The organism is Vicinamibacterales bacterium, from assembly GCA_041659285.1.
Classification (GTDB): domain Bacteria; phylum Acidobacteriota; class Vicinamibacteria; order Vicinamibacterales; family UBA2999; genus 12-FULL-67-14b.
In genome coordinates, this window is record JBAZYO010000003.1 from 70,138 (window position 1) to 93,979 (window position 23,842).

Annotated in this window: 21 protein-coding genes; 8 read left to right on the forward strand and 13 right to left on the reverse strand. The window is 66.2% G+C overall.

The window, feature by feature from the left end; translation table 11 throughout:
• Positions 1-39: 39 nt before the first annotated feature.
• Genes WC815_05205 through WC815_05220 form a run of 4 tightly spaced genes read right to left on the reverse strand, consistent with a single transcriptional unit; the run spans position 40 to position 2,253 of the window.
• Positions 40-945, reverse strand: coding sequence for a hypothetical protein (locus tag WC815_05205; GenBank protein ID MFA5908151.1), 906 nt, complete (start codon positions 943-945; stop codon positions 40-42).
• Positions 946-965: 20 nt separating this feature from the next.
• Positions 966-1,307: a hypothetical protein gene (locus WC815_05210; GenBank protein MFA5908152.1), complete on the reverse strand. Its 342-nt coding sequence runs from the start codon at positions 1,305-1,307 to the stop codon at positions 966-968.
• Positions 1,308-1,311: 4 nt separating this feature from the next.
• A complete protein-coding gene (locus WC815_05215; protein MFA5908153.1) occupies positions 1,312-1,524 on the reverse strand; it encodes a hypothetical protein in 213 nt (70 codons plus the stop codon).
• 33 nt (positions 1,525-1,557) lie between these two features.
• Positions 1,558-2,253, reverse strand: coding sequence for a hypothetical protein (locus WC815_05220; protein ID MFA5908154.1), 696 nt, complete (start codon positions 2,251-2,253; stop codon positions 1,558-1,560).
• Between the two features lie 233 nt (positions 2,254-2,486).
• Between WC815_05220 and WC815_05225 the strand changes: the two genes are divergently transcribed.
• The gene (locus WC815_05225; protein MFA5908155.1) at positions 2,487-3,770 is read left to right on the forward strand and encodes a hypothetical protein; all 1,284 of its coding nucleotides are present in this window, start codon (positions 2,487-2,489) and stop codon (positions 3,768-3,770) included.
• Positions 3,771-3,822: 52 nt separating this feature from the next.
• Here the strand turns inward: WC815_05225 and WC815_05230 are convergent, their stop codons facing one another.
• The 3 genes from WC815_05230 to WC815_05240 all read right to left on the reverse strand — a co-directional run bounded on the left by WC815_05230 (position 3,823) and on the right by WC815_05240 (position 6,399).
• Positions 3,823-4,842, reverse strand: a complete 1,020-nt coding sequence (locus WC815_05230; GenBank protein ID MFA5908156.1) for a VOC family protein — start codon at positions 4,840-4,842, stop codon at positions 3,823-3,825.
• A gap of 298 nt (positions 4,843-5,140) precedes the next feature.
• Complete coding sequence (locus tag WC815_05235; GenBank protein MFA5908157.1) at positions 5,141-5,950, reverse strand: hypothetical protein; 810 nt, start codon at positions 5,948-5,950, stop codon at positions 5,141-5,143.
• Positions 5,950-6,399 carry a DUF6152 family protein gene (locus WC815_05240; protein ID MFA5908158.1) on the reverse strand — a complete coding sequence of 150 codons (450 nt, stop codon included), beginning with the start codon at positions 6,397-6,399 and terminating at the stop codon, positions 5,950-5,952. The genes WC815_05235 and WC815_05240 overlap by 1 nt, the downstream gene beginning before the upstream one ends.
• 138 nt (positions 6,400-6,537) lie before the next feature.
• Between WC815_05240 and WC815_05245 the strand changes: the two genes are divergently transcribed.
• The 4 genes from WC815_05245 to WC815_05260 all read left to right on the forward strand — a co-directional run bounded on the left by WC815_05245 (position 6,538) and on the right by WC815_05260 (position 14,655).
• Positions 6,538-7,578 (forward strand): hypothetical protein, encoded by a 1,041-nt coding sequence (locus WC815_05245; protein ID MFA5908159.1) that lies wholly within the window; start codon positions 6,538-6,540, stop codon positions 7,576-7,578.
• A gap of 17 nt (positions 7,579-7,595) precedes the next feature.
• On the forward strand, positions 7,596-10,874 hold the full coding sequence (locus WC815_05250; GenBank protein MFA5908160.1) for a GAF domain-containing protein: 3,279 nt from the start codon (positions 7,596-7,598) through the stop codon (positions 10,872-10,874).
• Positions 10,871-13,147, forward strand: coding sequence for a PAS domain S-box protein (locus WC815_05255; GenBank protein ID MFA5908161.1), 2,277 nt, complete (start codon positions 10,871-10,873; stop codon positions 13,145-13,147). The genes WC815_05250 and WC815_05255 overlap by 4 nt, the downstream gene beginning before the upstream one ends.
• A gap of 236 nt (positions 13,148-13,383) precedes the next feature.
• Positions 13,384-14,655, forward strand: coding sequence for a Calx-beta domain-containing protein (locus tag WC815_05260; protein MFA5908162.1), 1,272 nt, complete (start codon positions 13,384-13,386; stop codon positions 14,653-14,655).
• A 67-nt stretch (positions 14,656-14,722) separates the two neighbouring features.
• On the opposite strand, the gene WC815_05265 is transcribed toward WC815_05260, so the two are convergent.
• From WC815_05265 to WC815_05290, 6 genes are all read right to left on the reverse strand, one after another.
• Positions 14,723-15,151 carry a hypothetical protein gene (locus tag WC815_05265; protein ID MFA5908163.1) on the reverse strand — a complete coding sequence of 143 codons (429 nt, stop codon included), beginning with the start codon at positions 15,149-15,151 and terminating at the stop codon, positions 14,723-14,725.
• A gap of 11 nt (positions 15,152-15,162) precedes the next feature.
• Complete coding sequence (locus tag WC815_05270; protein MFA5908164.1) at positions 15,163-16,059, reverse strand: hypothetical protein; 897 nt, start codon at positions 16,057-16,059, stop codon at positions 15,163-15,165.
• 11 nt (positions 16,060-16,070) lie between these two features.
• On the reverse strand, positions 16,071-16,751 hold the full coding sequence (locus WC815_05275) for a response regulator transcription factor (protein MFA5908165.1): 681 nt from the start codon (positions 16,749-16,751) through the stop codon (positions 16,071-16,073).
• Positions 16,752-16,809: 58 nt separating this feature from the next.
• Positions 16,810-18,600, reverse strand: coding sequence for a HAMP domain-containing sensor histidine kinase (locus WC815_05280; protein ID MFA5908166.1), 1,791 nt, complete (start codon positions 18,598-18,600; stop codon positions 16,810-16,812).
• A gap of 136 nt (positions 18,601-18,736) precedes the next feature.
• Complete coding sequence (locus tag WC815_05285) at positions 18,737-19,888, reverse strand: tetratricopeptide repeat protein (protein ID MFA5908167.1); 1,152 nt, start codon at positions 19,886-19,888, stop codon at positions 18,737-18,739.
• Between the two features lie 52 nt (positions 19,889-19,940).
• Positions 19,941-20,243 carry a c-type cytochrome gene (locus tag WC815_05290; protein ID MFA5908168.1) on the reverse strand — a complete coding sequence of 101 codons (303 nt, stop codon included), beginning with the start codon at positions 20,241-20,243 and terminating at the stop codon, positions 19,941-19,943.
• A gap of 544 nt (positions 20,244-20,787) precedes the next feature.
• Between WC815_05290 and rpsL the strand changes: the two genes are divergently transcribed.
• From rpsL to fusA, 3 genes are read left to right on the forward strand one after another with little or no spacing between them, the layout of a single operon-like run.
• On the forward strand, positions 20,788-21,162 hold the full coding sequence (gene rpsL / locus WC815_05295; protein MFA5908169.1) for a 30S ribosomal protein S12: 375 nt from the start codon (positions 20,788-20,790) through the stop codon (positions 21,160-21,162).
• 37 nt (positions 21,163-21,199) lie between these two features.
• Positions 21,200-21,673, forward strand: a complete 474-nt coding sequence (gene rpsG, locus WC815_05300) for a 30S ribosomal protein S7 (GenBank protein ID MFA5908170.1) — start codon at positions 21,200-21,202, stop codon at positions 21,671-21,673.
• A gap of 48 nt (positions 21,674-21,721) precedes the next feature.
• Positions 21,722-23,830, forward strand: a complete 2,109-nt coding sequence (fusA, locus tag WC815_05305) for an elongation factor G (GenBank protein MFA5908171.1) — start codon at positions 21,722-21,724, stop codon at positions 23,828-23,830.
• The last annotated feature ends 12 nt before the right edge of the window (positions 23,831-23,842 follow it).

Consider the following 23,842-nt stretch of genomic DNA (forward strand, 5'->3'; position numbering starts at 1 on the left):
ATCAAAGAGGCGGGTCTTTCGACCCGCCTCTTTTTCTTTCTACTGCTTCCGCAGCGAGAAGACGTTGCGCTCCGGCAAGCCGTCCGTGTTGGTTCCCGAGAAGGTGCCAGTCATGGTGTTATCGCCGGTGTTCACTTGCATCGAGCCCGGCATGACAGCAGTGCTCCCCGAGACAATCGTCAAATTGCCGGTGAAGTTCGTAATGGCGCCCGACACTTGCCCCGGGAACAGATCGAGCGTGGCGGGGTAACTGGAGAATGTGCCCGTCAGGCGAGTGCTCGAATGCTGGAGCACGACGCTCAGGTTGAGAGGCGCGCGTGGGTTGCCGTTGCCGATGGTGGCGATCACCGTCCCGGACCACGTTCCGGACAGAGTTCCTGTGGGCGTGGGTGTCGGGACTGGCGCAGGTGTGCCTGTGGCCGGCAGGCCGCAGCCGCCGCCACGATCGTCAACGGCATTCGACGTCGCGACCTTGAACCGGATCTTGAAGTTATACGGCGGCCCGGTCGGGGTGCCGTTCGGCGCGTTAAACCTGACTGAGCACGCGACATTGTCGGGCCCGAATACGCCCTCGGGCCCTTCGTCGATGACCACTGACCCCTTTTCGACGCCGGCGGCGCGACTCAGGAACGGCGGTGTCAGCGCGAAGCTGACGCCCATGTTCCCGAGGCTCAACATCTGGCCAACGAGCTCGTAATTGCACGGCACGACGGAGCGTGTGATGACGAAGTTCTGGTTCGCGCCGATTTGCTGGTTGAACGTTTCCCCGTATAACTGGAACGTGACGCTGACGCCGGTGCTCCCGCCATTGAAGCCCACCGCGACCTGGGGTATCGCAGCTCCGGAACAACCGGCCGGCGTGGTGGCGGTCGGCGTCGCCGCGGTTGGCGCGGTGGGCGACGAGCCGCCTCCATTGGAACCGCTGCAGGCGGTGACGAGGGCCACGACGAGAATCACACCGCGGTTCACTGCCGGTTGACCGCAAACGTTCCGCGACGGCCCGCGAAGCTGGCCACCGTCCCGGTCATCCGGGTGGCGGTAAATGTTCCGGAAAAATCAATCGTTGTTCCCCTACCATCGGGATTCGGGAAGCTGAACGAGATCGTTCCCGATCCGACGGTCCCGTTGATCACGGTCCACTTTTCTTCGGCACCCATCTGGCCACAATTCACCGGATTCGGCACCCACTTTCGAACCTTCGAGACTGCCGTACCCGTCAGCGCCGTTCCGCTCGCCGTCAAGTCAAGCTGGAGATCGAACTCGATATCACACACGGTTGGGCTGCCCGCGCCGGGCTCAATGATCATTCCATCAAGCGTTACGCCCACCCATCTTCCGGTCGCTGATATTGGTGTTGGTGCCGGCGTTGGAGTGGGTGTCGGAGCCGGCGCCGGCGCCGGAGCAGGCGCCGGGGCTGGCGCTGGAGCGGGCGTCGGCGCAGGCGCCGTTGGCGGCGGCGTCGCGGCCGTTGGTGCGGTCGGCGACGATGAACTGCCCCCGCCGCAGGCCATCATCGCAGCGCAAGCCACGAGCGAAAAAATCGTCTCATTTGTTCTCCTATTGCGATTGATTGGCCTGCCACGACCGCGGGCCGTCGTGCGGATTCCTGCAGGTGTACTTTCCTTCGCCGAAATTGGGTCTGGCCAGCGAGTTCATCTGGCCCGTGAAGTCGGCGAGGAAGCTGGGGCTTATTATGCAGGGCCACGTAAATGTGACGTTGCCGAAGTTGTCCACCGTTCCCGCCATCAGTCCATCTGCGGCCGAAATAATGCCGTTCCGAATCGTCATGAACCGGGCGATGTTCTGGGAGCCCGAGGTCGTCGCACTGGTGGGATAGCTGATGAAAAAATTGTAGACACCGTCGAACTTGCCGCTCGGCGCTCCTGGAGCCAACACGGGCGGCGTGGTCGCGGCCGGCACGGGTGTGATGCTCGAGCTGCTCGGCGACGTGAAGCTGCCGCCGACCCCCGCGCTGTCGGCATACGTGACCACGAAGGTCACCTGCGTGAACGGGTCCCGGTTATCACTTGTGACGTTGAGCTGATACACATTCGAGCCGCCTGACGCGAGCGCGGTCACGATGTTGTCGTTGCGGTCGAACGTCGCGCTCCCGTTGCGCGTAGCATTGGACAGGTTCACGCGAATCGACGCGATGGTCGCGCCGCTACGGTGGCTCGACTCGGTCAACGTGAGCGTGTTCCTGTAGAGGACGCCGGTCGCTGTTGGTTCAACGGTCGCCGAGACATTCAGCACGAGGACTATGGCCGTCGATAGCGGACCAGGAGGGGCCGACGGTGCAGAGGGCGCGGTTGGTGTAGACGAACCGCCGCCGCACGCCGCCAGCGTGAAAACGAGCGCTGTAGAGGCCAAACGAAAAATGTTGTTCATGAGCCATCAAACATGGCCCACTTCCGTGTCCCGCTCAACCGGCAACACCGCGCAACTCCGCGTATTGCATCGATTCGGACCATAATTAGGGCGCACTTATGGCCGATCTCGACCAAAAGCATCATCGGCTCGACTCCTGGAAGGCGATCGCTGATTACCTGCAGCGCGATGTTGCGACCGTTCGCCGCTGGGAAAAGAACCTTGCCCTCCCCGTCCATCGCGTCGGTGGCATTGGCCGCTCGGTGTTCGCCGATTCCGCGGAGATTGACGCGTGGCTCACTCAGTCCAGGCCGCAGGCGTCGGATCCGTCCGCGACCGGGCCGATTCTCCCTACCGGCAGTTCACGTCAGCGGCAGTCGTGGCCATGGCTCCTGCTGCTGGTCGTCGCCTTTGCTTTCGTCGTCGGCCTGTATGCCCGGACGGCCCTGGTGGGTGTCGGCGATCTGGACGTCGAGGTCACTGCCGGCGGCGTGATCGCGCGCGATGCGGCGCGCGTGGAGCAGTGGCGCCACGAGTTCGATGCCGGCTATAGGACGTTCCTGCCGCCCGCGCCTGTGCAGGTCGTGGCTGGGAAGAATCCCGGAGTCTACGTCGCGACCAGCTATCGTGCACGGCAGCACGAAGATCAGGTCGAGGGCGGTGAGCTCTCTCTGTTCGACGTGACGGGCCGACTGCAGCGCACGTTCTCCTTTTCCGATCGCGTCAGCTTCCATGGCCAGCCATACAGCGCGCCGTGGGCGATTACGGCGTTCACCGTCAACCCGGCAGGCGGTGAGTATTCAGTGGCGGTGACCGGCCATCACTACACGTGGGATCCAGGCGTGTTGACGATCCTTGATGCAGAGTGGCGGCGCCGTGGGACCTTCGTGCACGCCGGCTGGATCGAACAGGTGAGATGGCTCGATCACAGGCGGCTTGCGATTGGTGGCTTCTCGAATGCGCATGACGGCGGCATGGTGTCGCTCATCGACGCGGCGGCTCTCGACGGCCAGGGCCCGGAACCGTCAGGCAGCCGGCACTTTTGCGAAACCTGCGGACCCAACGCACCGTTGAAGATGGTGATTTTTCCGAGGACCGAGCTGAATCGCCTCAGCGGATCGCCGTTCAATCGCGTGATACTCGCTACTTCCGGCGATCGACTGTCGGCACGGACGATCGAGATGCCCGCCGAGCGGGGCGATGCGGTCGCGGTCTATGAGTTCACGGCGTCGCTCGATCTTGTCAGCGCCCAGTTCGGCGACCGCTATTGGGAGATGCATCGCAGCCTGGAGGCGGACGGGCGGATCACCCACCGGCGCGATCAGTGTCCCGATCGCGATGGTCCCCGCCAGATGCAAATGTGGGAGCCGGCAAGCGGATGGCGCACGGTTCGCATCCGCTGACCGCGAAAACTTCAGGGCACGGAAACCATTGGCTTCCGTGCCCTTCTTCTTTCTACTTCTTCCGTTTCGCCGTCTTCTTCTTGGCCGCTTTCTTCTTTGCCGGCTTCGCTTTCTTTGCCGACCTCTTCACCGGCTTGGCCTTCGCCTTTTTCGCCTTGCCCGCCGTAGCCTTGGTGGAGGTGGGAGCGGCCTTCTTGGGCGCCTTTTTCGCCTTCTTCTTCGGGGGCGCGGCTTTCTTCGCCGGCTTGCCCGCCGACCTGTCCGCCGTAGCTTTAGCGGAGGCGGAAGCCTTGGCGGAGGTGGGATTCAGCGAGTGCACGGCGAACATCGCGCCCTGCGGATCCATGCCTTGCGCGATCCAGTCGCCGCCGGGCACTTCCATCGGGCCGTTGACGATCTTGCCGCCGTTGGCGGCCGCAATCGCCGCCGCCGCCTTCGCATCCTTGACCAGCGCATAGGGCATCCATGCCGCCGGCGCGCCCGGTGGCGGCTTCATGATCCCGCCGTTGGGGATGCCGCCGCCGCGTCCGAACATCTGGTACACGCCCATCTCGCCCATGTCGATGGCCGACGTCTTCTCCCATCCAAACAAGGTCTCGTAGAACTTCCACGCGCCCTCTGGGTTGGGCGTGTAGAGCTCGAACCACGAGAAGTCGCCCACACCGGGCTGGCCGCCTCTGCCGGGCCTGTTTGGTGGGGGCTGGAAGATGCCGAACGCCGCCCCGAACGGATCCTGAACGACGGCAAAGCGGCCCGCGTCGGGAATGTCGGCGGGCTGTTTCAGCACGCGGCCGCCGAGTTGGGCGATCCGAATGGCGGTGTCGTCGACGTTCGGCGTCCCGACGTACATCATCCAGTTCGGCGGCGCGCCCATCTGCCTGGCGGCGTCCGGCAGCAGCATCAGGCCGCCCACGCCTGCGCCCGCGAGGTTGTTGAAGACGATGTAGGAGCCGTCAGGAGCGAAGGGCACCGACGTCCACCGCATGACTTTCTTGTAAAAGGACTCGGCTGCCGCCGTGTCCGTGGACATCAGTTCACACCACACGAACGATCCGAGAAGTTTGTCAGCCATGGTGGGCCATCCTAATCGATCTTGCTGAGCTGTTCGAGACCGTTGGTCACCGCGATTGCCACCCCAGGTTTACCAAATTTCGCCGGCTACGCTCCGGCCACCGCTCTTCGGGACGCGTAGAACGACGAGCAGCGTCGACAGGGCCAAGGTCCAGCCGCGTTCTTCGTGGCCATCGGACTCGCTGCAAGCATTGTTCCCGCGCGCCGAGCCGCTCGGGTCGATCCTGTGATCGCGCTGAGGGCCGACTAAACGGGTCAGTAGAAAAGAGGTCTGTGTCCTCTGTGGCCTCTGTGGCCAATTATCGTGTGACGGGCTGCTTGCGCAGGTGGCCGTACATGAGCTCTTCCGCGAACGGCACGCACTTGTATTCCATCAGCTGCATGTTCGGTTCGCGCCGGCGGTAGAGCGGCATGCTCATCTTCCACGGCTTCGAGAACACCTTCGGATCCTCGATGGTGGCCTCGTACTGCAGGGTGTTGTCGTCAACCGCGGTGTAGCGCTCGGTCACCTTCAGCGCGTCGCTGTGGTGGTTGCCGGCGCGGTCGAACCAGGTCTCTTCCATCTGGTCGGTCACCTCGATGACCAGCGACTCGCCGTCCCAGCGGCCGAGCGACCATCCCATCCACGCCGGCGCGGGACTCTTCTCCGTGCTGTTCATCCGCACGATGCGGCTGGTGCTGGCGAACTCGTAGGTCATCACCACGGTGTCGGTGGCCTGCACGATCTGGAAGGGATACGGCATGTAGGTCGAGCGCGGGATGCCGGGCATGAAGCACTTGATCTCGGGATCGCGCGTCATCCAGTTCTCGCCGTTGGCCTTCTTCTTGGCGAGCGCCTCGGGCAGGTAGGGGATCTCGTCGCCATCAACGACGCCGAGGCCCGGCGGCACGCTGAACGCGGCGCCCAGGGCGACCACCGGGCCCTGGCGCGCCTCGTGAGCCTGGATGTCCCAGTTCGCGGTGTTGACCGCCTGCCAGATGCCGCCCAGGTTCGGCTTGCCGTCCGGCGTGCGCGGCGCGCGGTACGGCTGCGGAGCGCCGCCGCACGCCGAGACCATGGTGCCGAGGATGAACGCCGCGGTGAGTGCGTGCCAGGTCCGCGCGCGCACTAGCGGACCGGCCCCTTCGGCCTAGGTTTGTCGTTGGGGTCGCGGCCGTCTTTCGGCGCGCCGGTGCCGGACGACCCCATGAACAGGGTGCGGCCGTCTGGGAACGTGATGTCGCGGCCGTTGGCCCGCATGCGGCCGTCCTTCGCGCGGTAGCCCGAGACGACGATCACCGTGCCGATCTTGATCGAGTCGCGGGAGATGCCGTTGCGTTGCAGCGTATTCGGCGTGCCACCCTCGACCATCCAGATCTCGGTCTTGCCGTTGGCGGCCTTGTGCTCCATGTGAATCCACGCGTGCGGGTTGATCCACTCGACCTTGGTGACCGGCCCGCGCAGCGAGACGGGGGCGCTGGCGTCGAATTCGGCGGAGAACGCGTGGTGGGCCAACAACTGGCTGCCGGCGGCCAAAAGTGCCGCGCCGACGACCGCAATCCAAAGCCTCTGTGACATTACCCGGACCTCCTAGTGGGGGGGAGAATACCATTCGACTCGATTTTTCTGACGCCTCCGGCGGCAGAAAATCTCGCTCATGGTGTCGCTCAATCGGCCCACTGGACGGGACCGGCCTCTTGAGCGACACTACGGCGCATGAGACGCCTCCTTCCGGTTCTCGTTACTGTCGGGCTGGCTGTGGCATCGCTGGCAGCCCAATCAACGGCCACGTCATCCGGGGCCGCCCCCGCCGGCTGGAAAGTGACGCGCACGCCGGACGGCCATCCCGACTTGCAGGGCGTCTGGGGCAACAACAGCGTGACGCCGATGACCCGTCCAACCCAGTGGAAAGACAAGGCAGCGCTGACCGACGCGGAACTCGAGGACCTGAAGCGGATGGCGGCGCAGTTCGTCGATCAGGGCGGCGACGCCATTTTCGGCAACTTCGTCCAGTTGATGCTCAACGCCAAGGACCAGGGTGCGTTCAAGCAGGTGTCGTACGACCCCACCACCGGCAACTACAACCAGTTCTGGATGGCCGATCGCGAATGGGACAACCGGACGTCGCTGATCACCGATCCGCCGGACGGACAGTATCCGCCGCTGACGCCCGAGGGCGAGGCCCGGCGCGCAGCGCGGGCCGCCGCCGCGGCGAAGCGCACGCGCGGCCCGTCCGACGGTCCGGAAGACCGGCCGCTGTCGGAGCGCTGCATCTCGTACGGCGCGCCGCGCACCCAGGCCAACTACAACAGCTACACGCAGATCATCCAGTCGCCCGACACCACCGTGCTGCTGCAGGAGATGATTCACGACGCGCGCGTGGTGCCCATGACCTCCAGGCCCCACCTGCCGGCGTCGCTCCGTCAGCTGCACGGCGATCCGCGCGGCCGCTGGGATGGGGATTCGCTGGTCGTCGAGACCACCAACTACAGCAACGGCTTCCTGGGCTCGACGCCGAACGTGAAGCTGACCGAGCGCTATACGCGCGTCAGCCCGGACTTCATCAACTGGGAAATCACGGTGGAGGATCCGGCGACGTGGACCAAGCCGTTCACCTTCATGGTCCGGCTGAAGAAGGCCGCGGGCCTGATCTACGAATACGCCTGCCATGAAGGCAACTACGCGATGGAAGGTATTCTCGCCGGCGCCCGTGCCGAAGAGGCCAAGGCCGCGAAGAAGCCGGGGCGCCCACGCTAACCTCGCGACCATCGTCCGTGGCCCATTCGGGCAAGGAGATGGAGCCCACGACGCAGTCCGGCGAACGGACGTGGAGAAGGGGTGCCGTCTTTGCGGCAGGGGCAGTGGTCGCCGGCGTTGGGCTGTTGGCTCTGCTCGGCTGGCTCACGAACCAATCCGTCCTCACGACCTGGGCCGCGGCCACCGTGCCGATGGCGCCGGTCACGGCGCTCCTGGCCGTGTTGCTTGGCGCCGCCCTCGTCCTGTGTGCTCCCAGTCAGCCACGATCATCCGCGCGCCGCGCCGCGAGGGTGATTGCCGGCGCCGGCGCCGCCGCGACGCTGGGTCTGTGGCTGATGCGCCTCGTGGGGTGGTTGCCGCGGTTCGAGTTGCTGGGCCTGCCGGTCACCGGCGCCATCGGCGGCGCTCGCATCGGCTTCATCTCTCCGATCACGGCGGCCTGTTTCCTGGTCGCCGACCTCACGTTGTTGGGTCTCATCCCGCCGGTGACCAGGACCGGATGGAAGCAAGTGGCCCGCCGTGCGGCGGCGGCCGCGCTGGTTGGCACGGGGTTCACACTCGTCGTCGGCAATGTCCTCGGCGCGCCGTTGCTGGTCGGCCTGGCCACGATTCCCGTCTCGTTCGGCGCGAGCGCCGTGGTGTTTGTCAGCGGCCTGGCCTTGTGGGTGCTGGCCGGCCGTTCCCACGCGACGCCGCTGGTGGCGGCGCCGGTCCGCCCCTTCGTCTGGATCTTCGTCGCGGTGGTGGCCGTCATCATGGGCGGAGGCTACGCCTACTACCGGCAGCTCGAGCGGGAGCTGCGCGCCGACATCGAGCACCAGCTCGAAGCCGTCGCCGAACTGAAGGTGGCCACCTTGAACCAATGGCGGCGGGAGCGGCTGGGCGACGCCAACCTGCTGTTCCGCAGCGCCTCGATTACGGGCCTGCTGCGCCGCGTGCTGCTGGCGCCCGGCGACGGCGCCGCCCGGCGGCGGCTTCGAGAGTGGTTCCGCAGCTACGACGCCTACCTGCAGTACGACCGCATGTACGTGTTCGATGCCGACGGCACCGTGCGCGCATCACTGCCGGTCAGCGACGACCAGCCGTCGGTCATCATCAGCACACAGGTGTCATCGGTGCTTCGCACCGGGCGGGTGGCCGTCCAGGATTTCTACCGCGACGAGCGTGACGGCCGTGTCCACCTGGCCGTCGTCGTCCCGATTGTCGGCGACGGCGAGGGGGCGCCGCCGATCGGCGCGCTGTCCCTCCGCATCGACCCCACCCTCTTCCTGTTTCCCTTCATCGAGCGGTGGCCTGGCGTCAGCGCGTCGGCGGAAACGCTGCTGGTACGGCGGGATGGCGATCACGCCCAGCATCTCAACGACCTCCGGTTCGCTCCCGGCGCGGCGCTGCGCCTGCGCGTGCCCCTGGCGAAGACCGAGAACGTGTCGGTGAAGGCCGCCCTGGGCGAGACCGGCACGCTGGAGGGTGTGGACTACAAGGGGGCGCCGGCCTTGGCTGTGGCCCGCGCCATTCCGGATTCGCCGTGGCACCTGGTGGCGCGCATCGACCTCGCCGAGTTCCACGCCCAACTGTGGCAGCGCCTTCGCGTGGTGTCCGCGTTCGGCGGCCTGCTGCTGCTCAGCGCGGGATCGGGGCTGGGCCTCGCGTGGAGGAATCAGCGCCTGGCGTTCTACCGGGAGCGGTCGGCCCTGGCGACCGACCTCGGGGCCACCGCCGCGCAGTTGCGAGAGCTGCTGGACAACAGTCCCACGATTGTCTACGCGCTCGAGAACGTGGACGGCGAGTTGAGCCCCACCGCGGTCAGCGGCAACATCGAGCGCATCCTCGGCTACACCACTGCGGAGGTGCTTCAACCCTCGTTCTGGCTGTCGCACGTACACCCCGAGGACCGCTCGAAAGCGGTGGCGGCCATGGCGGCGCTGGACACCAGTGATGGGATGTCGCACGAGTACCGGTTCGTGCGGAAAGATGGCTCGGAACTGTGGGTGATGGATCGGTTGAACGTGACGCGCCGGGACGCGCGCGGGCCGGTCGCGGTGGCGGGGAGCTGGCACGACGTCACCGAGCGCAAGCACCAGGAACTGCGGGCGCGGCGTCTGACCCAGTTGTACGCCGCTCTGAGCCAGTGCAACGAAGCCATCGTGCGGAGCACCAGCGCAGCGGAGTTGTTTCCCCGCATTTGCGAGGCCGCCGTCAGCGACGGCGGCATGGCCATGGCGTGGGTGGGTCTCACCAACGAGGCCACCCTGATGGTCGACCCCGTCGCGTCCTTCGGCGCGGGCACCGGGTATCTCGACGGCATCCAAATCTCGGTTTGCGGCGACAGCCCCTTAGGCCAGGGCCCAACCGGCACCTCCATCCGGGAGAACAGGGCGGTCTGGGTCGAGGACTTCCGGACCGACCCGCGAACGCAGGCCTGGCACGAGCGCGCGAGGGGGTACGGCTGGGCGGCCTCCGCGGGCCTGCCGCTCACGCGCGAGGGCCGGGCGGTCGGGGCCCTGACGATCTACGCCACCACGCCGGACGCCTTTGACGCCGATGGCCGCAGGTTGCTGAACGAGATGGCCACCGACATCAGCTTCGCCCTGGACACGTTCGCGCGCGAAGCGCACCGCCGCGGCGCCGAGGAGGCCGTGCGGGCGTCGCTCCACGAGAAGGAGGCACTTCTCATGGAAGTGCATCACCGCGTGAAGAACAACCTGCAGGTCATCAGCAGCCTGCTGCGGCTGGAGGCCGGTCGCTCGGCGCGTCTGGAGGTGACGGCCGTGCTGGCGGAGATGCAAAGCCGCGTAATGTCGATGGCCCTGCTCCACGAAACGCTCTATCGATCGGGAAACCTCGCGGCGGTCGACCTGGCTGTCTACCTTTCGCAACTGGGCAACCAGATCGTCCGGTCGTTGGCGCCGGCCTCTGGCGTGACCCTGCACCTCGACGTGGATCCGATCTCCATCGAGCTCGAACAGGCGGTGCCGTGCGGCCTGCTGGTCAACGAACTGATCTCCAACGCCTTGAAGCATGCCTTCCCTGATGGCCGTCGGGGCGACATCCGCATCGAGGCGCATCCGCTGAACGGTGGGCCTGAGATTCGGCTAGTGGTGTCCGACTCCGGCATCGGCCTGCCGGCTGACTTCGAAGAGGCCCGGCAACGCTCGCTCGGCCTGCAACTGGTGGCCGACCTGGCGCGCCAACTGCGCGGAACGCTGAACATCCAGGCCGGCGCCCGCACCACCTTCACCCTGACCTTCGTGCCGCGAACGACGGCCGGGGCGCCGTCGAGCCGGAGCGTGTCATGACCCGACCCCGCATCCTGATCGTCGAAGACGAAGGCATCATCGCCCGGGACATCCAGGGGCAGTTGCAGGCCCTGGGCTACGAGGTGGTCGGGATCGCCCTGACCGGAGAAGACGCTGTCGCGCTCACCGGCACACTCCGCCCCCAGCTCGTGCTCATGGACATTCATCTCTCGGGCGCCATCGACGGCATCGACGCCGCCGTCGAAATCCGCCAGCGGTTCTCGGTGCCGAGCGTGTTCCTGACCGCCTACGCCACCGACGACGTGGTCGAGCGTGCCAAGCGCGCCGAGCCGCTCGGTTATCTCATCAAGCCGTTCGACGAACAGAGCCTCCGGACCACCATCGAGATTGCGCTGCACAAGGACGACTCCGACCGCAAGCTGCGGGCCAGCGAGGCGCGATACCGGGCGGTGATCCAGACGGCCCACGACGCTATCATCACGGCCGATCGCGACGGCCGCATCGTTGGGTGGAGCGTCGCGGCCGAGCGCATGTTCGGCTACACCGAACAGGAGATATTGGGTCAGCCCGCCGCCATGCTGTTGGGCGCCGGTCAGGAGGCCATTCGTGATCAGGTCCTGCAGCTGGCCGAGGGCTTCACCGGTTCTGGAGAGCTCGACGCGCTGCGCGAGCGGATTGGGCGGCGCCAGGACGGTTCCACGTTTCCGCTCGAGCGATCGCTGGCGCGATGGGAGACGGCGGAAGGCTGGTTCATCACCGCATTCATCCGCGACATCACCGATCGCAAGCAGATCGAAGTATCACTCAAGCTGCAAAGTGCCGCCCTGCACGCCACCGCCAATGCCATCGTCATCACCGACCGGGATGGCGCGATTCAGTGGGTGAACCCCGCGTTCACGACCATGACGGGCTACGACGCGCATGAGGCCATCGGCCGGAACCCGCGCGACCTGACGAAGTCGGGCGCGCACCCGCAGTCGTTCTACGACGACATGTGGAAGACCTTGGTCGCCGGCATGATGTGGGAGGGTGAGCTGATCAATCGCCGGAAGGACGGGACGCGCTACATCGAGCAGCAGACCATCACGCCCGTCCGCAACGCGGCTGGCGAGGTGACCAACTACATCGGCGTCAAGCGGGACATGACCGAGCAGAAGCAGCTGCAGGAGCAATTCCAGCAGGCGCAGAAGATGGAAGTGATCGGCCGGTTGGCGGGCGGCATCGCCCACGACTTCAACAACCTGCTGACCGTCATCAATGGCACCGCCGACCTCGCCCTGCTCGATTTGCCGGAACACAGTCCCCTCCGCATCGAGTTCGAGCACATCCAGGAGGCGGGGGAGCGGGCCGCGCGCCTGACGCGACAGCTGCTGGCCTTCAGCCGGAAGCAGGTGCTGGCGCCGGCGGTGGTGAACCTGAGTGCCCACGTCGAGGGCACCGCGAAGATGCTGCAGCGGTTGATCGGCGAGGACATCAAGCTGGTCATCAACACGGCGCCGGGTCTCGACGACGTGTTCGTCGATCCGGGGCAGTTCGAACAGGCGCTGCTCAACCTGGCAGTCAATGCCCGGGACGCCATGCCCAAGGGCGGCTCGCTCACCATCGCGACCCGCAACGAGACGCTGGACGCGGATTTCGCGGCGCACCATCCTGGTGTCTCGCCGGGACCGTACGTGATGCTGTCGGTCACTGACACCGGTATCGGTATGTCTCCCGAGGTCCGGGCGCGGCTGTTCGAGCCCTTCTTCACCACCAAGGAACCGGGCAAGGGCACCGGACTCGGCCTCGCCACGGTCTACGGCGTCGTCAATCAGAGCGGGGGGATTGTCATGGTTGAGAGCGAGCCGGGCCACGGCACGTGCTTCACCATCGTCCTGCCCAGAGCCGAGCGGCAGCCCCAGGGGTTCCGCACCGTGCCGAACAAGACTGTCGGCCGGCCGCGGGGCACCGAGGCCATCCTGGTCGTGGACGACGACGAGGGCTTGCGCATGATCACGGCGCGCATCCTGCGGGCGGCCGGCTACCAGGTGCTCACCGCGTGCGAGGGCCAGGAGGCGCTCGTCGTGGCCGGCGCGCACCAGGGCCCTCTGGACGCCCTGGTGACCGACGTGGTCATGCCGGGCATGAGCGGCCCGGAGCTGGCCGCGGCTCTCTTGCTCCACCGCCCGGGGCTCAAGGTCCTCTACACCTCGGGTTACACCGACGATGCGATGGTGCGCCGGAATGCGGCGACCGACGCCGCGCACTTTATCGCCAAGCCGTACACAGCAACGGCGTTCACGATCAAGTTGCGCGAGATCCTGGACGCCTGAGGGTTCAGCACCAGGCCCCCGCCGCGAACGGCTGACCGTACACAAAACCGACAGTCGGCCCCCAAATTCTTCCAGCCCCGCCCATCCTTGCTCACCCGCATTGACGCACGGGTGCCGCCAACTGTCGTGATCCATGCGACTTACGCCGATTACCGTTGGCGGCTCACTGTCGGTATCCGCCTTGCAGTCGTATCCGACATTCAGGCCCTACCCCGGCCGTTAACGAGGAGATACAAATGATGAGCCTGAGAACGGCCGTGTTGATTGGCCTGGCGAGCGCAATGTTCATGACCGTGGCGTGTGGAGACTCGTCGAAGTCTCTCAATCCCACGGCGCCTTCCGCAGTCGTGGCCGCGACGATCAACGATGAAGCCGGAGATCCCGGCGCTGTTTCCGGCACTGCGGCGCGCGGCGGTAATCCCGTCAAGCCGGTCAATCCTGGCAATGGAAACGGAAATGGAAACGGGAACGGCAACGATCACGGCCCGTCAACGCCCGCGCCCGCGCCCGCGCCGCCGGCCAATACCTCGCCAGTCGGTCCGACCCTGCCCACCACGCCGGTGACCGCCAAGGTCGAGATCGAAGGCCTGATCGCGGCCATCAGCGGAGCGTCGATCACCGTGAACGGCCAGGTCGTGGTCGTGCCGGTAGACGCGGTGATCCGTCACGGCTCGCGCGCCGTGGCTTTCTCGGAGCTGCGCATTGGCGACCGCGTGCACGTCAGGGCCCGCATGCAGGGCACGACGCTCGAAGCGAGCGAAGTGAAGCTGCAGAACCCGGGCGGCGGTGACGACGACGGGGATGACGACGGGGATGACGACGAAGTTGGTGGTGGCAACGTGTGGGTCACGCTGCTCGACGCCGCGGCTTCCGAGAGCGGCGCCAACACGGGAACGTTCCGCCTCACGCGCGCCGCGAGCGCGACGCTGCCGCTGACCTCGCCGCTCACCGTGACCTTCACGCTCACCGGAACGGCCCTCAACGGCACCGACTACACGAGCGTTCCGCTCACCGCGACCTTCCTCGCCGGACAGGCCACGGTGGATGTGGTGGTCGCGCCGACCGCCGACGCGCTCACCGAAGGGTCGGAGTCGGTCCTGTTGACGCTGACGTCGGTGGCGCCGTACGCACTGGGCTCGCCCACGTCCGGCACCGTGACGATTTCCGATGCGCTGCCGGTGGTCACCGTCGCGGCGTTTGACGCCTCGGCGTCTGAAACCGGTCCCGATCTCGGCACCTTCCGGTTCAGCCGGACCGGCAGCCTCACGTCGTCGCTCACGGTCACTTACACCGTGGCCGGCACCGCGGTGAACGGCACGGACTACCAGGCCATTCCGGTCACCGTCACGTTCCTCGCGGGACAGGCCACCGCGGACGTGGTCGTCGTGCCCACGGCCGATGGCACGACCGAGGGGGCAGAAACGGTGATCGTGACGCTCACCGATGGCGCCGCCTACGACCTGGGTGCGCCGGCCACGGCGATGGCCACGGTCAGTATCGCCGGCTGATTCGTTGATATGGGGGCCGCCTGACAGGGCGGACCATGTCCAGGACTGGCGCGGCCGGATGGCCGCGTCAGTCTTGCTTCTTCGGCGTGTTCGCGGTGGTTCGCGTCAGCTCGGCGTAGGCAATGCCGGTGAGCATGCCCTGGCCGGTGAACAGCGTCTTTCGGTCCGAGCCGTCCAACTTCAAGCTGTAGACGCCGCCGCGCAAGTCGGTCAGGAACATCCGTCCGCCCTCGAGGTCGAGGGCAATCCCAATCGTTTCGTTGAAGCCGCCGGCGAGAGTGGTTTTGTCACGGCGCCCGTCCATCGACGCCCGATTCACGGCGATGCCGTCGGGTTGGCCGGTGAGGCCGTCAATCACGACCTGGCGGTCGGTGCCGTGGGGCGTGGCCGACACCAGCTTTCCGCGCAGGTCGAGGAAGAAGAGACGCGGCGCCTGTCCGGCGACGGGCGCCGCCAGGCTCAGCAGGATCACCGCGACGACGGCGGGTCGTGGCATGAGGCGGCTCCTCAGGCTGCGGCAGCCTTCCCGGCGCGCTCCGCCGCCGCGGTCCGCAACATCCCCACGGCGGTGTAGATCACGACGACGACCACGCCCCAGCGGACGTAGTAGAGCGGCAGCGATTTCACGATGAACGCGGCGATCAGCACCGCGAGGGGCCCGCCGACCATCAGGCCGATGGCGGCGCGCAGGTCGTAGCTCTGCTTGCGGATGAACTGCAGGCTGCCCACCGGCATCAGGAACGCGCAGGCGCCCATCATGATCGGGAACGCCGCGGTGGGATTCATGCCGAGCAGGCTGATCATGATCAGGCACGGGGCGTAATAGCCGATACCGAGCATCATCAGCGCGCCGAGGACGGCGGAGATGACGACGGCCAGGCCGAGCTTCGCGCCCGACACGCCCAGCGCGATGCCCGGCGCCGGGCCGATGCCGGTGAGCGAGAACAGCATCAAGGTGGCCGCGCCGATCAGCGCGAAGCCCATGCCGATCTGCACCTGGCGGCGCGGCAGCCCGGCGACGACGCCGGCGCCGAGCCACGCGCCCGCCGCGGCGGCGCCGATGATGGCCACCAGCGTCAGGAACTCCACCTCCACGATGGTGATGTAAATCAGCGCCTGCACCAGGGTCGGGAGCACGTAGCCGACGTTGAGCGTGCCGGGGATCTTCTCGTCACGCACCACTCTCCAGGAGCGGAACATCGAGGTGGTGGTGGCATACGAGCCGATGCCGAGCGTATCGAGGAAGTTCGCGACGAACGAGATGCCGAGGGTGATCGGCTGCGGCGTCGTCGATGAGTGGTCACCCTTCGCCGCCCGCTGCCGGGCGACGGTCGTGAACCAAAACACGAAGTACACAATCCCGATCAGGATCATGCCCGACAGAAGGATGGTCTTGGGTTCCATTGCGGAGGATTCTACCCGACGAACTTGTAACCGGAACCGTGAATCGTGAGGATGTGCTCCGGCGCGTGGGGCGAACGCTCGATCTTCTGCCGCAGCTTGGCGACGAAGTTGTCGATCGTCCTCGTGGTCGGGAACTCCTCGTAGCCCCATACCTCGTTGAGGATCTGCTCGCGCGTCACCACCTGGCCGGTGTGCTGGACGAAGTAGCGCAGCAGGTCGAACTCGCGGGCGGTGAACTCGATGCGGGCCTTGCCGCGGCGGGCCTGGTGCAGCGTGAAGTCGATCTCGATGTCGCCGATCCGCATCACGTCGGCGGCCGGCTTCTGCGTCCCGGTGCGGCGGAGCACGGCGCGGACCCGCGCCAGCAGCTCGGTGATCGAGAATGGCTTGGTCACGTAGTCGTCGGCCCCCAGTTCGAGGCCGAGCACCTTGTCGGTCTCCGCCGACCGGGCCGTCAGCATCACGATCGGCGTCGAGTTCGACCGCGCCCGCAGGTCGCGGCACACGTCGAAGCCGTTCTTTTTCGGCAGCATCACGTCGAGGATCACCAGGTCCGGCGCGAAGCTCGCCGCCTTGTGGATGCCTTCGTCGCCATCGGCGGCGGTCTCGACCTCGTAGCCCTCGAGTTCGAGGTTGTCGCGCAAGCCGAGCCGCATTTGCGGCTCGTCTTCAATCACCAGGATTCGTTTCATCGTGTGGACTCACCAAACGGAGCGTATCAAATAGCAGCCCAACGTCGACGGGATCCTGCTACGAAGGATTATGGGCCGTTCCGACGGAACGGCCATGGTCGTCGTCGAGCACATTGCCCATGAACGTGGGCTCGAAGGCGTTTTCGCCGGGAATCGGGAAGTGCAACGTGAAGGTGCTGCCCTGGTGCGGCTCGCTGGCCACGCGCACGAAGCCGCCGTGGCCGCGCATGGTGTGATCGACGATCGCCAGGCCCAGGCCGGTACCCTGGGGGCCGCCGCCCAGCTCGCGCTGCACGCGGTAGAACTTGCGGAAAATGCGCCCCTGCTCGCGGCGCGAGATGCCGAGGCCGTGGTCGGTGACGCCGATCACGACGTGGTCGCCGTCCCGCCGGGCCTCGACCTCGATCCGCTTGGCCTCGCCCGAGTACTTGATTGCGTTGGCGAGCAGGTTCTCGATCGCCTGCTCGGCGGCGCCTTCATCGGCGAAGACCCGCGGCAGGTTGGGCGCAATCCGCGTCGTCACCACGAAGTTGCCCTGCGAGAATTGCGTCTCCATGCGGCCCAGCACCTTGGTGACGGCTTCGCCGAGGTCGGCCGGCTCCATCCGGTAGGGGCGCAGGCCCGCTTCCATCCGCGAGAAGTCGAGGATGTTCTCGATCAGCCGCGTCAGCTTCTTCGCCTCGCCGTTGATGATCCGGTAGTACTCCTGCGCCCGCTCCGGCGTGCGCACGCGCCCGAGCTCGAGCGTCTCCGCGAACAGCTGGATCAGGGCGAGCGGGGTCTTCAGGTCGTGCGACACCGAGGCCACGAAGTTGGACTTGATCTCGGCGACGCGGACCTCGCGGGCGGCGGCGCCGGCCACCAGGAACACGCCGAGCGCCATCGCCACCGCCAGCACGATCATCAGCGCCATTTGCGGCCGCGTGCTGGCATCCACGATCTCGGTAATGGACTGTGGTCCGTATCCGGTGCGCAGGCCCCAGATCTCGCGCTGCTGCTCGTACGGCGCCGCGAACGCCAGCAGTTCCTTGTCGAAGAAGATGATCGCGAAGCTGCGCTCGTCCACCGGCGCGTCGTCGGATCGCGACGGGTTGGATTCGAAGATCCGCGCGCCGTCTTCCGCCAGCACCGCGGCTTCGAGCGACGGGAAACCGACCGGCTGTTGCACGTTGGCGAGGCGGTCGCGCAGCAGGGCCGGGATGAACTCGGCGCGCAGCCGCTCGGCGTCCACGGCGAGGGCGACGACGCTGGTCATGCGCTCGCGCGCGAACGACTCGAAGCGCAGTTGCGCCTGCACGTAGTACTTGCGGCCGTTGATCTCCTCGGTGAAGGCGACAATCGCCATCCGCAACTTGACGAGCTGATGCAGCCGGGGCAGGAGCTTGTCGCGGAAGACGGTGTCTTCGTAAAAGCGGCGATCCAGCGCGCCGGCCGGTTCCGCATCGGACCGGTGATCGTAGGCGAGCCACTTGTTCGCCTGCGGACCGCGTTCCGTCCACACGAAGAACGACGTCACGTACGGGCTTTCCTGCAGCGCCTCGTGCATGATCGGATCGATCCACGGCAGGTCCAACGGCTCGGTGCGGCTCTGGGGCACGCGGAGCAGCACGCTGATGTACGGCCGCTTGAGATAGCCCTCGACCGACTCGGTCAGCGAATCGGCGGTGTCGCTGCTCAACTGGCGCAACACCACGGCCGAGGTCTTCTCGATGTCGTTGAGCGAGCGGAACTGGAAGTAGAACAGCACCGCCATCGGGATGGCGACGACAATCGCGAGACCCGCCGCAAAGCGGATCCCGCGGTCGTGCATCACCTGCCACGCTGGATTCGGACGGGTTGCGTTGCTCATGTCGTCCCCACGGTCCGCCTAATTGGCTCACGGTCCGCCTAAAGGCGGACACTACCTCACTACGCCATGTGGCGTCCGGCCTTAGCCGGACCTTTAATGTCACTACGCAAATGTGGCGTCCGGCTTCAGCCGGACCTCAATCCTGCAACTCGCTTGTCACCCACGCCTGCACCGCTTGCCATCCGGCCAGCCCCGGCTGCTGCGTGACCAGCGCCCACAACACCGCGCTGGTGTCGGCGAGCAACTGCCGCCGGTACTCACGCGGCAGTCCCTCGGTGGCGCGCCGCAGTTCCCGGAGCGCGCCGTCGGCATCACCGGTGGCGACCTGGCACAACGCCAGGCGCGAGGCCTGCACGGGGTTCTTCCCAGGGTCGCGAGCCTGGCCCTCAGCATAGGCCGAGAGTGCGGCCTGGAAGCGCCCCTGCAGAAACAGTGTATGCCCGAGATTGTAATGGCCAAAGGCCAGGTCCGGCGTGAGCTGGATGACCGTCCGGAACGCCGCCTCGGATTCCGCCAGGCGGCCGAGCTCGCGCCGCACGACGCCGACGTTGTTGAGGGCTTGCGGGTTCACCGGGTCCAGTGTCAGCGCGCGCTCGAAAGCCGCCAGCGCCTCGGCCGGCCGGTCCAGTTCGCCGAGCGTGGCGCCGAGGTTGGACCAGGCCGGGCCAAACCCGGGCAGGAGGTCCGCCGCCTGCTGAAACGCACCCGCGGCCTTCGGCATGTCGTCGAGGCGCAGCCAGAGCTTGCCGCGTTCATAGTGCGCGGCCGCCCATCGCGGCGCCAGCGCGATGGCGTCGTCGAGATCGCGTGCCGCGGCGTCGAGGTCATTCACTTCCATGCAGACGCTCGCGGTGGCGACCAGGGCGGGCGCCGTGCGGCCGTTGCCAAGGGCCTCAACACACAGCCGCAATCGTTCAGCGGCATCCGTGCTGCGAAAGGCCCGGGGCAACAGTGCCGTGGTGCCGTGGTGCTGGGGTGCTGGGGTGCTGACGAGCAGGAGCCAGGCGTCCGCATGCGTCGCGAACGCGGCCGACCATTCCTGCTCGAGGTACGCGCGTTGAGTCGTGACCAGTTGCGTGCCGCCGGCCTGGTGGTTGACGAAGGCCTCGTCGAACGCGTCGGCGCGCAGGAGGATCGGGCCCGCGGGCAACACGGGCGCCAGCGGATACCGGAACGGCCACTCCGCCGGCGGCGGCGCGGCGATGACGGCGCCGCCGGTGTGTTCCATCTGCCACGTCTCGATCCATTGGGCAGCCGCGATGGGCGACTCGGCGATCGCGATGGGCACGAGTGATTAGACCATGCGCGGGGACAGACCCCTCGGCAACACTGACTCGGGGTCAGTCCCCGGGCGGCAGCTTCGGCGTCGTCTCGCCCTGGTGGCAGGTGTAGCAGGTGACCCGGCCGAGCACCGATTCGCCCGGCTTGGGCTTGTGGTCGGGGAAGAACTGGGTGTTGAGGGCCCTGGTCATCTCCAGCATGCGCCGCGCCGTGATCTTCTTCGGGTTGTCATCGCTGGCGAAGTTGCCCCGCACGTGACAGGTGCCGCAAGTCACGCCGAGGGCCTGGACCATGTAGTTCATTTCGTCCTGGAAAGCCGGGGCGAGCAACCCGGTCAGGACCTTGACGCCGGGGCTGTCCACGACGGCTGGGGTAGGTGCCTGGGCGAAAACGTGCGAGAATGAACCACTGCCGCCGAGAATTAGTGTGACAATGAGTGAAGTTGTAAGAAAGCTCGTGAGAAAGCTCGTGAGAAAGCCTGTGGGAAAAGCTGCCCGTTTGCGCATGGCGCATTATAGGGTGGCGGCTCGCAGAAAGTAGCCGGCAGCGTGCGGCTTGCGTGTTTTTTGCAGGTCGTGCTATATTCGTCAGGTTCTCGTGAGGCTAGGACACCCTATCTAGTCTCAACCGCATCGTGACGCGTCTGCGCGGAGCCCCCGAGGGGGAGCCGCAAAGAGCTTGAGCTTGCTAAAAGCCGAGCGAAATAGCGTCCGCCGATGCCGAAAACACCATTAGTAGGGTTTTACCGCGCGAGGTGCCAAGCCGCCATATGGTGGGCTTTCAGGCCTCGGGCACCACAACCGCCCGCGAGGGAGGTGGTGGGACGTTTTTTCTCGTTAGTTGCGCCGCGCCTGTGGCGATGAACCTTTGGGGTTTGTCGAGGGCCTGCGGCGCGGTGGAGTGCTCGTGCCGACGATTAGTCAGCTGGTCCGCAAGGGACGCGAGAAGGTCGAGTGGAAGACGAAGAGCCCGGCGCTGCAGAACAGCCCGCAGAAGCGCGGCGTCTGTGTGCGCGTCTTCACGCAGACCCCGAAGAAGCCGAACTCGGCGCTTCGCAAGGTGGCGCGTGTCCGCCTGACCAACAAGATCGAGGTCACGACCTACATCCCGGGTGTCGGCCATAACCTCCAGGAGCACTCGCTGGTGCTGATCCGCGGCGGCCGCGTCAAGGACCTGCCGGGCGTTCGTTATCACGTGGTGCGCGGCACCCTCGACGCCGTTGGCGTGCAGGGCCGCAAGCAGGGTCGTTCGAAGTACGGCGCCAAGCGCCCGAAGTCGTAACGCCGATTACGCAGATTTCACAGACAAGAGCCTATCCATGCCGCGCAGACGAGTAATCGCGAAACGTGAACTGTTGCCGGACGCCCTTTACGGGAGCCCGCTGGTTACCAAGTTCATCAACACGATCATGAGCGAGGGCAAGCGTTCGACCGCCGAGCGCATCCTCTATCAGAGCTTCGACCTGATCAAGGAACGCTCGGGCGACGACCCGCTCAAGGTGTTCAAGAAGGCCGTTGACAACGTCAAGCCGTCGCTCGAAGTGAAGTCGCGCCGCGTCGGCGGCTCGAACTACCAGGTGCCGATCGAGGTCAACCCGAACCGCCGCCTGTCGTTGAGCATCCGCTGGCTGGTCGGCTTCGCCCGCTCGCGCGGCGACGGCAAGACGATGCAGGAAAAGCTGGCCAACGAGCTGCTCGACGCCGCCAACCTGCGGGGCGGTGCCGTCAAGAAGCGCGAAGACACGCACCGCATGGCCGAGGCGAACAAGGCGTTCGCGCACTATCGCTGGTAGCGCCGGCGCTGCTGAACATTTTTTGAACCTGGAACGCTGACCTAAATCATGGCTCGCTCTGCACCACTCGAACGCACGCGGAACATCGGCATCATGGCCCACATTGATGCCGGCAAGACCACGACGACTGAACGGATCCTGTTCTACACCGGCATCACGTACAAGATCGGCGAAGTGCACGAAGGCACCGCCGTGATGGACTGGATGGAGCAGGAGCAGGAGCGCGGCATCACGATTACGTCGGCCGCGACCACCTGCTTCTGGAAGGAACACCGCATCAACATCATCGACACGCCGGGCCACGTCGACTTCACCGTCGAAGTCGAGCGCTCGCTCCGCGTGCTCGACGGTGCCGTCGCCGTGTTCGACGCGGTGTCGGGTGTTGAGCCCCAGTCGGAGACCGTGTGGCGCCAGGCCGACAAGTACCGCGTCCCGCGCATCTGCTTCGTCAACAAGATGGACCGCATCGGCGCGGACTTCAAGGAGACGCTGTCGCAGATCGGCTCGAAGCTGCAGGGCAACGCCGTCGCCATCCAGCTGCCGATCGGCGCCGAAGACAAGTTCCGCGGTGTCGTTGACCTGGTGCGCATGAAAGCGCTCGTCTACAAGGACGAGACCATGGGCGCCGACTACGACGTCGAAGAGATTCCCGCCGACATGCTCGCCGACGCCAAGGCCCACCACGACATCCTGGTGGAAAAGGTCAGCGAGGTCGACGACAAGCTGCTCGAAAAGTACCTGGGCGGCGAAGCGATCACCGAGGCCGAGCTCAAGGCCGGCCTCCGCAAGCGCTGCATTGAATCGGTGCGCAAGGAAGAGGCGCCGTTCGTGCCCGTGATTTGCGGCACCGCCTTCAAGAACAAGGGCGTGCAGCCGATGCTCGACGCGGTCGTCGATTACCTGCCGTCGCCGCTCGACATTCCGCCGGTCACCGGCATCGACCCCGACTCCAAGGACGAGAACAAGATCGAGCGCAGCGCCAACGACAGCGAGCCGTTCTCGGCCCTGGCGTTCAAGATCATGACCGACCCGTTCGTCGGTCAGCTCACCTTCTTCCGCGTCTACTCGGGCACGCTGACCTCGGGCTCCTCGGTGATCAACTCCACCAAGGGCCGCACCGAGCGCATTGGCCGCCTGCTGAAGATGCACGCCAACAAGCGTGAGGAAATCAAGGAAGTCAACGCCGGCGACATCGCCGCCGCCGTCGGCCTGAAGTCGGTGACCACCGGCGACACCCTGTGCGACGAGAAGAAGCCGATCGTCCTCGAGCGGATGGTCTTCCCGGAGCCGGTCATCTCGCTCGCCATCGAGCCGAAGACCAAGGCCGACCAGGAAAAGCTCGGCCAGGGCATGCAGAAGCTGATGGCCGAAGACCCGACCTTCCGGGTCAAGACCGACGAACAGACCGGCCAGGTGGTGATTGCCGGCATGGGCGAGTTGCACCTGGAAATCATCGTCGACCGCCTCAAGCGCGAGTTCGGCGTCGAAGCCAGCGTCGGCAAGCCGCAGGTCGCTTACAAGGAAACGCTCACCAAGCCGGCCGAAGGCCATGGCCTGTTCAAGCGCCAGACCGGCGGCCGCGGCCAGTTCGGCGACTGCTGGATCCGGTTGTTCCCGCTCGCGCCCGGCACCGGCTATCAGTTCGAGAACGAGACCGTCGGCGGCTCGATTCCGCGCGAGTTCATCAAGCCGATCGATCAGGGCATCCAGGAAGCGCTCACCCGCGGCATTCTCGCCGGCTACCCGATCGACGACGTCCGCATCGAGGTGTTCGACGGTTCGTACCACGACGTCGACTCGTCGGAAATGGCGTTCAAGATCGCCGGCTCGCTGGCGTTCCAGGACGCCGCCAAGAAGGCCGGCGCGGTGCTGATGGAACCGGTGATGCGCGTTGAAGTGGTCTGTCCCAAGGACAACCTCGGCGACGTGATGGGCGACTTGGCGTCGCGCCGCGGCAAGATCCAGTCGCAGGAAGACCGCGGCGGCACGCAGATCATCTCGGCGCGGGTGCCGCTCAGCGACATGTTCGGATATGCCACCGACCTGCGGTCGCGGACCCAGGGTCGCGCCACCTATTCGATGTTCTTCGAGCGCTACGAGCAGGCGCCGCGCAACGTCAGCGAAGAAGTGATCGCGCGCGTGCAGGGCACCAAGTAAGCCGCAGAGTAG